Origin of the sequence: Bhargavaea beijingensis (assembly GCF_900101985.1) — a bacterium.
Lineage (GTDB): Bacteria > Bacillota > Bacilli > Bacillales_A > Planococcaceae > Bhargavaea > Bhargavaea beijingensis.
Window position 1 is genome coordinate 111,763 of the sequence record NZ_FNAR01000006.1, and the last position, 12,648, is coordinate 124,410.

The window sequence follows — 12,648 nt, forward strand, 5'->3', positions numbered from 1 at the left end:
GGTCAGCGGACGACGAGAAGGCCAATCCGGTGGTGATCATGCCTGAAGATGACATGTTGGCAAAGCCGCAATTCACCTTCACGATTAAGCACCTCGACGCGGCAGTGGGCCGCATTGACCTGGATGGCTTCGTACAATTCCCGCTCATCCGTGACGGTGACGCCATTGACCTTCCGGATTGTCTCGCCCGGAAGAATCCCCATTTTGTCCGCAGGTGATTCCGAAAGCACCGCAGCGACGACTACTCCGTCACTTCTCGGTGCCACCGCAAAGTTACCTGTATTCTCCCGCACGGCATTTGTGATGGCGATCACCATCCGCACAATGAAACCGAGCGCAAGAACCGCCCAGCCTGCCAGCGGCTCCCAGAGCCCCAGGAAAGCAGCTGCCGCGACACCGAGTCCGGTGGCGAAAACCGCCTTGCCGTAACCGCGATAAACCCGCCCCGGCAGATGCTGCTTGGCAGTGTGCTCAAAACCGATGACCGCCGGGATGAAGACCAAGTAATAAGAAGTCCCGCCGAGCGTGAACTGCGGCCAATAAGGAAGCATCTCTCCTACGGGCCCTCCCGGCACTGCGAAAAGAAGCGGCAGAAGCCAGAGACGTTTAGTCCGGTAAGCAGCTCCCTGGAGTCCCCTCGCCGTCTCCAGGAGGAGCGGAGATGCATCCCGGGCGCCATACTTGCGGATCAGAAGCCCTTCTGCAGCCGTGAGCAGGCCGGCAACCGCCGTGACGGTGACGGCTGTCTCACCCGATATGCCGGTGTAAGTCCAACCGATGACCGGCCAGTCCGTCGCAATTCCGTAGTGTCCAAGCAGCCAGTAAACAAGTGCTGCAAGGCCGGCAGCGTATATCGGAGCGCCGGACTGGTAGCGGAAAAGAAGCACCGCAACAAGCATGAAGCCGCAGAACAGCACGATCCAGCCTTTCGGTACAACAAGCCCCGCCCCAGCAATCAACAGCGACAGGACAAGTGCAATCAGCCATGACTCCTTGAGCAGTGCGCGGAATTCAGTCAGGCCTTCATGCATTCTCACTCTGAAATGCTTGCGTTCCCGCTTGACTCTCGTATAACCCAACAAGACAGAGAACAACAAAATGATATAAAGCAGCGGGTTCATAAAAAATCTTCCCGCGGCATGCAACAATTCGAACAAGATTTCCTCTACCATCAGACTGTCACCATCCCCGGTTCTAAACCACAATCAAACTTCATTACTTCATTCTATCAAACCCGGGGTAGGATGAGAATGATTTTAGTTGCCGGACTTCAATACATGTTTCATATAGCTCACGGCGAGCTGCAGCTGATCATCGTTTTTTTCGTCCGACTTGTAGTCAATCACTTTTTGTCGGAGTGCCCGGAAGAACGCGTCATCCATGGCTCCGCCGGGATTCAGCTTCTCATGGTCCCTGAACTGCTCGACCGCCTTTAGTGTCGTCTCATCGTAATAGCCGTCCTCACGTGTCACATCATAGCCCAATGCTGCCAGTACCCGCTGGGCATATCCCACGTCTTCCCCGTAGTCGCCGGGTTGATAGTTGCCCTCTACCGGCATGACTGGCAGCCCGTAAAGCGATTGCTGCCCCGATTCAAGATCCGGCTTGATTCCCTTGCCGTGGATCCATTCTCCGGACGGGGTCAGCCATTTGTGCGTCGAAAGCTTCATCTCGCCTCCGTTGGATAGCGGCCATGTTTCCTGCACGGTTCCCTTGCCGAAGCTGACTGTGCCTACGATAAACGCCCGCCCATTGTCCTGAAGTGCTCCGCTCAGTACTTCACTGGCGGAAGCACTTCCTTTGTCCTGCAGAAGAACCGCTTTCATCAGGCGCATCGCTTTCGCGTACTCTTCGTCTTCAGGAGCTTCGGAGCGGACCGGCTCCTTGACCCCGTCCGCGTCCTGCATAAAGGCGAAAACCGTCCCCTCCCTAAGAAGGCTGCCTGCAATCTTGGAGACGCTGAACAAGTAGCCGCCGGGATTGCCGCGCACATCGATGATGAGCCCATCCGCTCCCTCGCTGATCAGTTTCTTTGTATGCGCCTCCCACTCACCGGCTGTTTCCTCACCGAACATCGAGATGGATACGACACCGAGCTGATAGCCGTCTTTCTCGATCATCCTGCTGTCCACCGTTTTGACCGGTATCGCGCTTCTTTTCATCGCGATTTCGAGGTGCCTGTCCTCATCCGGCCGAAAAATGGTCAGCGTGATATCCGACCCTTCCGAGCCTTTGATCAGTGAAAGCAGTTCTTTCATCGTCTTACCGTCCACACGCTCACCGTCGACACGGACAATCTCATCGTACGGCAGTATGCCGGCTTTTTCTGCAGGCGAGTTGCGGACCGGAGCCACGATGATAAAGCGCCCCCTGGATTCCGTTATTTCCGCCCCGATTCCGACACGCTCGTCCGATAGCGATTCCTCATGGGCCGCGGCCTCCTCTTCGGTCAAGTATGTACTGTACGGATCGTTCAGCACATCGGCCATCCCTCTCATGGCCCCCTCGACCAGCTCATCCCCGCCGACACGATGGACCGCTTTTTCCAAAATCAGGTCATACGCCTCATCAATCGGCTTTTTGCCGCTGACAGATTCGGCCGATTCGCCTTTTCCGTTCTGGACAAAGTAGAAGATTCCGCCCGCTGCCGCGCAGACCGCCACAAACATTAAAAATCGGCTCATGCGCATCTGACATCCCTCCTCCGTCCAAGTGTATGAACAGAGCGGGAAGCATACGACACGCATGGCCGATTTTTATATTTCGGCAACTCCGGGATTGCCGGACTTTATTTAACACCCAAGGGTCTCTTCTTAACACTCAAAGCAGTTTTCTTAACACTCGTCCATGCCCGGCTTAGTCGATACTGCCAGTCAGGTTCCTCATCATCTCGGCGTCCATCGGCCCGCGAACCACATGGCGTATGATGCCGGACGTATCGATGATGTAGGTAGTCGGAATCGTGATGACCCGGTAAACGTCCATCTGCTCACCTTCCGTATCCAGAGGGATCGGGAATGACAGTCCGAATTCATCCACAAATGCCTGGATGTTTTCCATCACCGTTTCCTTGTCGCCGCGCTCAGATGTCGACAAGTTGACCGCAATAACCCGGACACCGGCCTTTTCTGCCTCCTTTTCATAGTACTCCTGCATATGCGGCATTTCCGCACGGCAGGGGCCGCACCAGGATGCCCAGAAATTCAGGATCACTTTCTCGCCACGGAGATCCGATAGGGTCAGTTTTTCCCCATCAAGCGTCTCAAGGGTAAAATCCGGTGCCGCCTCCCCTTTTGCAATCCCCTCACCGGGCATAGCACCGGTACCGCTATCTGCTTCTTCCTGTGTTTCCGATTGGGTCAATTCCCGCTCCAGCTGCTTTTTCTGCCCGCTAAAGCCGTCATTCGCTGTGTTTTTCAGCATGATACCGACCATCGCCGCGATCACGGCGAGGGCAATGATTGATCCGAACCACTTTTTGTTCATTGGTCGTTAAGCCTCCTGCCTGCCGATAAAAAGATGAGATGAGAAAGACCGAAAATAACGGTCGAAACAAACGGCAACCCGCCGAACCCCTCAGGTTGGACAGCCGCGACCATGAAGTGGACTGCCACAAACAGGGCGGCCAACTGCCGCTGCCATAGAATAGAGCTGGCCGCACGGAACACAGTCAGGATGAGCAAAGCCCCGAACAAGGCTATGGTCACCGTCTCCGCTATGGGGCCATTCCTGTTCATCAACGCCATCATGATCTGGTAAACGCTTTGGACAGCAATCGCAGCCATCAGAACGGCAGGCGTACCGGCCGCACCTTTTCTCCAAATAAAGAAAAGAGCTGCCAGAAGACCTGCCAAAGCACCCGTCAGGCCACCGTTGTAGTAAAGGAGGGACAGTGGCGCTTTCAGGAAGTTGCCGAAGTCGGTCAGAACGTAGCTGCCTTTCCAGATCAATACAAAATAAAACGCTGCATCTCCGTACAGCCCGCCCAGTCTGCTGCCAAACCGTACCCGGATAAGAATATAGGCGGCAATCAATGCGACGAGCGCCGAAAGCTGGGAGGAGGGCACAGATAATTTAAAGAGGGTGATGGCTTCTGTAACTTGCATAGGAGTGCCTCCGTTACAAATGTTTTCAATTACAAGAGTAGAGGATGGCGCGCCTGCCCGTCCACTCTCCGGCACAGCCCGGATAGGAATCATGTCCATTCTATGACACGGCAAATCAAAAATCCCGCCTTTTATAAGGCGGGATGGAAATTCTGCTTATAGAGGTACGTAGAGCATCGGGTTGACCGGGTTGCCAAAATTACCGATGTGGACTTCAAAGTGAAGGTGAGGGCCGCTCGACCGTCCAGTCGAACCCATCCGGCCAATCTGCTGTCCTTTGCTGACTTGGGCCCCTTGGCTTGTGCCGATTGCCGACAGGTGGCCATAGACCGTGGTCATCGTCTTGCCGTTAACAGAGTGGGTGATCATGATGTAGTTTCCGAGCGTAGGGTGGCTGCCCGCTCTTGAAACGATCCCGTTGCCCGCTGCCACGATCGGTGTGCCTGTCGCGTTGGCGATATCGACACCTTGGTGGTTGGAAGATGCCCAGCTCAGGTCGCGGGGGCCGAATGTCGAAGTGATCCGCCCTGCTGCCGGACGCGTCCAAGTGCCGCCGGATACAGCAGGCGCCGGTGCGCTAGTGTGTGCGACCGTGTTGCCGGCAGATGCCGGTTTTGATGAGGTCGCTGCCTTGCGATTCGATTCGGCCTGCTCCGAAGCAGCCGCTGCAGCAGCTTGCTTGCGGGCTTCGGCTTCCTTGCGCTTGCGCTCTTCCTCAGCCTTGCGTGCAATTACAGCAATCCGCTCCTGTTCAGCAACGATTTGCTGTTTGAGTTCATCGCTCATTTCATGAGCTTCGGAGTACTCGGTCTCCAAGCTTGCTTGTTCTTTCTCCAGGCGTTGCTGTTCGGCTTCCAGCTGCTCGACGAGACCGTTCAGATCTTTTTTCTGCCGGTCGAGTTCCGCTTTTGCTGCCTCAAGTTTTTTCTTATTTTCTTCCTGGGTGGCCAATTTGCTTTCAACTTGGTTTTTCTGATCCTCAAGCGTAGCCTTGTCCGCCTTTTGTTCGGCAATGATCTGGCGGTCCGCTTCTCTCAGCGTATTGACGGCAGATACCCGGTCAATAAACTCGGAAAAGCTATTTGCCCCCAGAAGGACATCGACGTAGCTGGCAGAACCGCCGGTGACCTGCATGGCACGTACGCGGTCGCGCAACAGTGCATCACGGTCTGCGATCTTCTGTTCAAGCTCCTTGATGGAGGCACGGAGGGCTTCAATCTCGGCTTTTGTCGTCTGGATTTCTTGCTCGAGCTTGGCGATTTCATTTTGCTTCGTCTCGATTTTACCGTGCAGGTCCCTGATTTGGGCGAGAAGCTTGTCCTTCTTCTCGGAGTTCGCCTTGATGGTTGAGGACTTCTCCTGGATTCCGCGATTCAGTTCGTTTTTCTTTTGTTCGATCTGTTGTTGCTGATTCTGAAGATCATCGAGCTTGCTTGCCGACACACCGGTCGTGCCGACTCCAAAACTCAGTGCCATCGTGGCGACCACGGTGGCAATCAGTGGCTTAGACTGCTTCAACATTCATTTCCCCTTTCAGGACACTGCAATTCTTTCTGTTTTCACATTTCCCAAGATTCATTATACTTTCAGGAACTTGCGCACCGACATGAAACTGCCCCATATTCCGATGAATACCCCTATAAAGAACAGGATGCCGATTACAACATATAGGAACGGTGTGGGCGCCAGGATCTGGATCATTTCTCCCCTGAGCCGGGGCTCCGCATAGTCATAGAACTTCAGATAACCGAATACGACGGCCAGGATCGGGATGATCGAACCGAGAATCCCCATCCAGATCCCTTCCAGGACAAACGGGATTCTGACAAAGCTGTTGGAAGCTCCAACCAGCTTCATGATTCCGATTTCGGTCTTTCTCGCCACAATCGTGATGCGGATTGTGTTGGAAATCAGGAACATCGCAGTAAAGAGAAGGGCAAGGATCAGAACCAGGCCGGCGTTACGCCCAAAGTTCAGGAAATCAAACAGTTTTTCAACTTTGCCTTCCCCGTAGACCACTTCATAAGTGTTTGGGTACTCATCAATCGTCCGGGCGACTTTCGCCGTCTGTTGCGGATCTGATGCTTTCACGTAAAATGCCTCACGGAGCGGGTTGCTCTGTTCGTAAAGCTTCAGATCCTCACCGAAGTCCCGGATCATCTGGTCCAGCTCCTGGTCGCGGGTCGAGTAAATGACTTCCGCGACGCCCGGCGTCTCACTGATCTGATCTTCCAGAGCTTTTGTCGAGGCTTCGTCTGCCGCAAGTTCGACATAAACCTTCATTTCGACGTCATGTTCCAGGTCATCCGCGATTTTGTTCAGATTCAGCATGATGGCCACGAACACGCCGACGAGAAGCAGCGTGACTGTCACCGCGCTGACCGATGCGAAGGTCATCCATCCGTTCCGGCCGAGCGATTTGAAACTTTCACGGAAGTGGCGGCGGAGGGTACTAAATTTCATAGCCATATGCCCCTTCCGCTTCGTCGCGGACGATCAGACCGCCCTCAATGGCGATGACCCGGTGTCTGATCCGGTTGACGATATCCTTGTTATGGGTTGCCATGACGATGGTTGTCCCCAATTGTTCATTGATGTCCCTAAATACATTCATGATCCCCCAGGAGGTTTCGGGATCCAGGTTCCCTGTCGGCTCATCGGCGATGACCACTTTGGGACGGTTGACGATTGAGCGCGCGATGGAGACCCGTTGCTGCTCTCCTCCCGACAGTTCCGTCGGAAGCATGCGGGATTTTGACTTCAGCCCGACCAGGTCAAGCACTTCTGTCACCCGGTCCCGTATGGTATCAGCCGGTGCCTCGATCACTTCCATCGCAAAAGCGACATTTTCAAATACCGTCAGTTTGGGGAGCAATTTAAAATCTTGGAAAACAACACCGATTTTCCTCCGGATGTACGGAACCTCTCTGTTCTTCAGAGTAGCCAAGTTGGTCCCGTCGACATATATTTCTCCAGATGTCGGTTTTTCCTCACGATACATCATCTTGATGAATGTCGATTTCCCTGCACCGCTCGGTCCGACGACATAAACAAACTCGCCAGGCGAGATGCTGACATTCAGTCCGTTTGCTGCTACGACACCATTCGCATATTTCTTGTAAACGTCTTTCATTTTAATCATAAAAAAATCACCTTACGCCCTAAACACGGGCCAAAATTTTGCGGCACGCTCATTATAACACTATAAAACTCTTATATTATTACAAGTATATTTCATTTTGACTACAGAAATCATTGATACAAGTGGATTCTTGACGCTTGACAGGAGAAAAGGGCAGATAATGGGGAAATGGATAAAATCAGAATATTAACAGAACATACACTTCACTTGTAGGAATGGACGAGAACAATAAAAAAGACCGTTTTCCCGGATAGTCCGGGAAAACGGCAACATGCATTATTTCTTTTCGGAGAGCCACTTAGCGACAGCGTCCAATTCTTCGCCTTGGACGAGTCCGGCAGGCATAGCACCTTTACCATTTTCGATGATATCGTGAATCTCATCTTCCGAAAGGCGGGAGCCGACATCATTTAGTGCCGGGAAGTTCCCTTGGCCTTCAAGGTTTTCACCGTGGCAGGAAATACATTTTTGCTGGACGACCTGTTCAGGGTCGACGCCCGATGCGCTTTCTCCTCCGGATTGTTCTGTGGCTGTGTTGTCTTTGCCTGTATCAGTTGCGTCGTCGGCTGTGTCATTTCCGCCGCCTCCGCAGGCACCCAGAATGAGTGCAGAACCGAACAGCATTGCCAAGAGTTTCTTTTTCATTCTCTGATCCCTCCAGTTTCGACATGTGTTCTCCATTAGTATACCAAACCGTCCTGTTTTCAAACATGAAAGGCCGGTCCTTCTCGGATTTTCGTGACAAAGGGATGAATTCGGAGGAATTAATTGTGCTTTAATCAATCAGAAAGACTCAGAGTTCATCATTCGGTGTAATAACAATCAGCCGCTATAGCCGCCAAACAGGCATAAACAAAAAAACGGAGGCGGCACCGAAATGGTGCGCCTCCGATTTTTCAGATGCAACCCCCTGAGGTTTTTCAGGAAAGCTGAGACCGCAGGTAAGCGTTGATGAACAAGTCGATTTCCCCGTCCATGACGTTCTGGACATTGCCTGTTTCCGTGTCTGTACGGTGATCTTTGACCATCGAATATGGATGGAAGACATAGGAGCGGATCTGGCTGCCCCAGCCGATTTCCTTTTGTTCGCCACGGATTTCGGCAAGTTCCTGTTCTTTCTCCTCGATTTTCAGCTGATACAACTTGGCCTTCAGGAGCTTCATCGCCTGATCCCTGTTCTTGATCTGCGAGCGCTCTGACTGGCAGGTGACCACCGTTTTGGTCGGAAGGTGCGTGATCCTGACCGCGGAGTCGGTCGTGTTGACGTGCTGTCCGCCTGCACCGCTTGAACGGTATGTGTCGATCTTCAAGTCTTCAGAACGGATATCCAGTTCAATTTCGTTATCGAACTCCGGCATCACTTCGCACGAAACAAACGAAGTATGGCGGCGGCCCGAAGAATCAAACGGCGAAATCCGGACAAGCCGGTGCACTCCTTTTTCGGCTTTCAGATAACCGTATGCATTATGGCCTTTGATGCTGATCGTGACCGACTTGACGCCGGCCTCGTCGCCAGCCAGGTAGTCGAGCGTCTCCACCTTATAACCGCGCTTTTCGCCCCAACGGGTGTACATGCGAAGGAGCATCGAAGCCCAATCCTGGGACTCCGTGCCGCCAGCGCCCGCATGCAGCTCAAGAATGGCGTTGTTTTTGTCATACTCCTCGCTTAACAGCATCCCGAGTTCGAATGCCTCCAGATCTTCACTGAACGACTGGAGTTCATCCGAAAGTTCCGCGTGGAGATCCGGGTCATCTTCCTCCCGGAGCAGTTCCAGTGTCATTTCGAGGTTTTCCTGGTTCTCTTCGAGACGCCGGTATTCGTTCACGACGTCCTTTAGGCCATTTGCCTCGGAGATGACTTTCTGCGCTTCATCCTGATTATCCCAGAAACCCGGCTCGAGCATGCGCTCATCAAGTTCCTGAATCCGTGCCTCTTTGTTTTCTAAGTCAAAGAGACCCCCTGAAGCCCGCCAGTTTCCCGGCTGTAGTATCGAGCTGATTTCGTGCGTCTGCAAGTTCCATCATCATGAATTCCTCCTAAATATATCGGACTGCACTCAGGTCATGCGAAACGGCATTGAACCGTCCGGGCCATTACGCCGTGCTGCCGTGGCAATTCTTGAATTTCTTTCCGCTGCCGCAAGGGCATGGGTCATTTCTGCCGACGGCCACTTTTCTGCGGATCGGCTTTTTCTTCACTTCGCCGCCATCTTCTTTCGGATTGACGGCCTCTCCCTTTGCAACTTCTTCGCGCTGCAGGTTCTGACGGATCTCCGCCTTCATCGCGTACTTCGCAACATCGTCGCGGATCGCATCGACCATGTCTTCGAACATCCGGAATCCTTCGTTCTGGTATTCGCGCAGCGGATCGTTCTGGCCATATGCACGGAGGTGGATCCCCTGGCGCAGCTGATCCATTGCGTCGATATGGTCGATCCACTTGCTATCGATGGAGCGGAGCAGGACGACTTTCTCAAATTCCCTCATACGGTCCGGCGTCATCTCTTCTTCCTTCTCGTCATAGCGCTTCCTGACAGCTTCCTTGACCATGCCGATCAGATCATCCTGTGACAGGCCTTCCATATCCGAAACCGTCAGCGCGCCTTCCGGAAGCAGATTGGCTGCCAGATAATCTTCCAGGCCTTTCAGATTCCAGTTTTCACTGTTCACATCCCCGGTATACATCGGGACCGTACGCTCAATGACGTCGTCGATCATCGATTCGACAAGTTCGCGCATGTTATCGGTCTCGAGCACATCGTTTCGCTCTTTGTAGATGATTTCGCGCTGTTGCCGCAGGACATCGTCATACTGAAGCAGTCGCTTCCGCGCATCGAAGTTATTGCCCTCTACCCGCTTCTGGGCAGATTCAACCGCACGGGAAACCATCTTCGACTGGATCGGCTGGTTATCGTCCATTCCGAGCCGTGACATCATGTTTTTCATGTTATCGGAGCCGAAACGGCGCATCAGTTCATCTTCCAGCGACAGGTAGAACTGAGTAATCCCCGGGTCTCCCTGGCGGCCGGAACGTCCGCGGAGCTGGTTATCAATCCGTCTCGATTCATGCCTTTCCGTACCGATGACCGCGAGGCCTCCCGCTTCGCGGACACCTTCGCCGAGCTTGATGTCGGTACCGCGGCCTGCCATGTTCGTTGCAATAGTGACCGCGCCCCGCTCGCCTGCTTCCGTGATGATTTCCGCTTCCCGCTCATGGTTTTTCGCGTTCAGCACATTGTGCGGAATGCCATATTTGCGGAGATAGGCAGAAATGATCTCGGAAGTCTCGATCGCCACCGTGCCGACCAGAACCGGCTGGCCTTTTTCATGGCGTTGCTTGATCTCCTCCGCGACCGCTTTGTACTTTCCTTCGGTCGTTGCATAGATCAGGTCTGCCCTGTCGTCGCGGATCACCGGCTTGTTAGTCGGGATGACAATGACATTCATGTTATAAATGTTCCGGAATTCCTCTTCCTCGGTCTTGGCCGTACCGGTCATCCCGGACAGTTTGTCATACATCCGGAAAAAGTTCTGGAACGTGATCGTCGCCATTGTCATCGATTCATTCTGGATCTCGAGACCTTCCTTAGCCTCAATCGCCTGATGCAGGCCGTCACTGTAACGGCGGCCTTTCATCAATCGGCCGGTAAACGAGTCGACAATGACGACCTTGCCCTCTTCCACAACATAGTCGACATCTTTGTGCATGCTGGCATGCGCTTTGAGCGATTGGTTGATTGCATGATTCAGGCGGACATGGCTCAGATCAAACAGGTTATCGATCTGGAACGCTTTCTCGGCCTTTTCGATGCCTGCCTCGGTGAGCGTGACGCCCTTCGATTGCTCGTCGTATGAGTAATCCTCATCTTTCTTGAGTGTACGGACGAAGGCGTTCGTCTGGATATAGAGCCTCGCATTTTTCTCGGCCTGTCCGGAAATGATCAGCGGCGTCCTTGCCTCATCGATCAGGATCGAGTCGACCTCGTCAATGACTGCATAATGGAGCGGACGCTGGACACGTTCTTCTTTGTAGAGGACCATGTTGTCACGAAGGTAGTCGAAGCCCAGTTCGTTGTTCGTACTGTACGTGATATCTGCCTGGTAGGCTTCCCGCTTCTCATCTTTGTCCATGCTGTTCAGGTTCAGGCCGACTGTCAGGCCCAAGAACTCATAAATCTGACCCATTTCTGCGGCATCCCGGCTTGCGAGGTATTCGTTGACCGTCACAACGTGAACGCCTTTGCCTTCCAGGGCGTTCAAGTAAACAGCCATCGTGGAAGTTAGCGTCTTTCCCTCACCGGTCTTCATTTCCGAGATATTCCCGTCATGCAGGGCCGCAGCACCCATAATCTGGACGCGGAACGGGAACATGCCGGTTACGCGGCGTGCCGCCTCACGAACGACAGCGAACGCTTCCGGCTGGATTTTATCAAGCGACTCGCCTGATGCAATCCTGCTTCTGAACTCCAATGTCTTTGACTGAAGCTCGGCATCCGAAAGCAGTTCCATTTCAGTGGCATGAGATTCAACGGCATCAGCAACTCTTTCAAGCTTCTTGACATCCCGCTTGTTCGGATCGAACAGTTTATTTAAAACGCCTAGCATGTCGTCACTTCCTAACTAGTCTCAAAGTCCATTTTAACACCCGCCGTGTTCTTGTTGCAAACATCCGGATAAAGGTGCAAGATCAGGCACACACCCTGTTAAAAAGCCGTATTCAAAGCACCCATCTACTGCTGTCAGAGCTTTTAACAATTGTTCAAGATCAAAAAAGAGGCCCGCCGAAGGGGCGGGCCTTGGTGGGCATGGAGGGTTATTCGACTTCCGTTTCAATGAGGCCGTATTTCCCATCTTTCCGCTTATACACGATGTTCGTGCCGTTGGATTCGGCATCGGTGAAAATATAGAACGAGTGGCCAAGCATGTTCATCTGGAGGATGGCCTCTTCCTGGTCCATCGGCTTCAGGCTGAATTGTTTGGTCCGCACGACCTCAAACTCCGTGTCAGTGTCCTCCTGTGCGGCTGCCGTCTCGTTTCCTTCCGTCACGGTCGCAAAGTAGGATGCCACACCTTCCCGCTCACGGAATTTCCGGTTCACCCTTGTCTTATATTTCCGGATCTGGCGTTCGAGCTTATCGGTGATCAGGTCGATTGCCGCATACATATCGGAGTTCCGTTCTTCTGCCCGGAGGGTCAGGTTCTTCATGGGGATTGTCACTTCCACCTTAGTATGGCGGTCGTTGTACACCTTCAGGTTGACATGCGCCGTCGCATTCACCTCATCCGTGAAATACCGTTCGAGTTTCTGGATTTTCTTCTCCGTGTACTCGCGGATAGCAGGCGTGACCTCGATGTTTTCCCCACGGATATTGAAATTCAGCATATGAACTCCTCCTTTGT

At 53.1% G+C, this 12,648-nt stretch carries 11 protein-coding genes; all 11 read right to left on the reverse strand.

Annotated features, from left to right (window positions below; translation table 11 throughout):
• Positions 1–2: 2 nt before the first annotated feature.
• The gene (locus tag BLT01_RS06655; protein WP_176765070.1) at positions 3–1,121 is read right to left on the reverse strand and encodes a PDZ domain-containing protein; all 1,119 of its coding nucleotides are present in this window, start codon (positions 1,119–1,121) and stop codon (positions 3–5) included.
• Positions 1,122–1,256: 135 nt separating this feature from the next.
• Positions 1,257–2,690 (reverse strand): S41 family peptidase, encoded by a 1,434-nt coding sequence (locus BLT01_RS06660; RefSeq protein ID WP_092096112.1) that lies wholly within the window; start codon positions 2,688–2,690, stop codon positions 1,257–1,259.
• 166 nt (positions 2,691–2,856) lie between these two features.
• Positions 2,857–3,486, reverse strand: coding sequence for a redoxin domain-containing protein (locus BLT01_RS06665; protein WP_092096114.1), 630 nt, complete (start codon positions 3,484–3,486; stop codon positions 2,857–2,859).
• Positions 3,483–4,106 (reverse strand): hypothetical protein, encoded by a 624-nt coding sequence (locus BLT01_RS06670; RefSeq protein WP_092096117.1) that lies wholly within the window; start codon positions 4,104–4,106, stop codon positions 3,483–3,485. The genes BLT01_RS06665 and BLT01_RS06670 overlap by 4 nt, the downstream gene beginning before the upstream one ends.
• Before the next feature lie 156 nt (positions 4,107–4,262).
• A complete protein-coding gene (locus BLT01_RS06675) occupies positions 4,263–5,627 on the reverse strand; it encodes a murein hydrolase activator EnvC family protein (protein WP_092096119.1) in 1,365 nt (454 codons plus the stop codon).
• A 57-nt stretch (positions 5,628–5,684) separates the two neighbouring features.
• A complete protein-coding gene (ftsX, locus tag BLT01_RS06680; RefSeq protein WP_092096121.1) occupies positions 5,685–6,569 on the reverse strand; it encodes a permease-like cell division protein FtsX in 885 nt (294 codons plus the stop codon).
• Positions 6,559–7,248 (reverse strand): cell division ATP-binding protein FtsE, encoded by a 690-nt coding sequence (gene ftsE, locus BLT01_RS06685; protein ID WP_092096124.1) that lies wholly within the window; start codon positions 7,246–7,248, stop codon positions 6,559–6,561. The genes ftsX and ftsE overlap by 11 nt, the downstream gene beginning before the upstream one ends.
• A gap of 276 nt (positions 7,249–7,524) precedes the next feature.
• On the reverse strand, positions 7,525–7,893 hold the full coding sequence (gene cccB / locus BLT01_RS06690; protein WP_092096127.1) for a cytochrome c551: 369 nt from the start codon (positions 7,891–7,893) through the stop codon (positions 7,525–7,527).
• A gap of 275 nt (positions 7,894–8,168) precedes the next feature.
• Positions 8,169–9,270, reverse strand: a protein-coding gene (gene prfB / locus BLT01_RS06695) for a peptide chain release factor 2 (RefSeq protein ID WP_125903322.1) whose coding sequence is annotated in 2 segments (ribosomal slippage) — positions 8,169–9,197 and positions 9,199–9,270 — 1,101 coding nt in all. Because the reading frame shifts where the segments join, the coding sequence is not laid out codon by codon here.
• Positions 9,271–9,342: 72 nt separating this feature from the next.
• The gene (secA, locus tag BLT01_RS06700) at positions 9,343–11,853 is read right to left on the reverse strand and encodes a preprotein translocase subunit SecA (RefSeq protein ID WP_092096130.1); all 2,511 of its coding nucleotides are present in this window, start codon (positions 11,851–11,853) and stop codon (positions 9,343–9,345) included.
• Between the two features lie 208 nt (positions 11,854–12,061).
• The gene (hpf, locus tag BLT01_RS06705; RefSeq protein ID WP_092096132.1) at positions 12,062–12,631 is read right to left on the reverse strand and encodes a ribosome hibernation-promoting factor, HPF/YfiA family; all 570 of its coding nucleotides are present in this window, start codon (positions 12,629–12,631) and stop codon (positions 12,062–12,064) included.
• Positions 12,632–12,648: the final 17 nt, after the last annotated feature.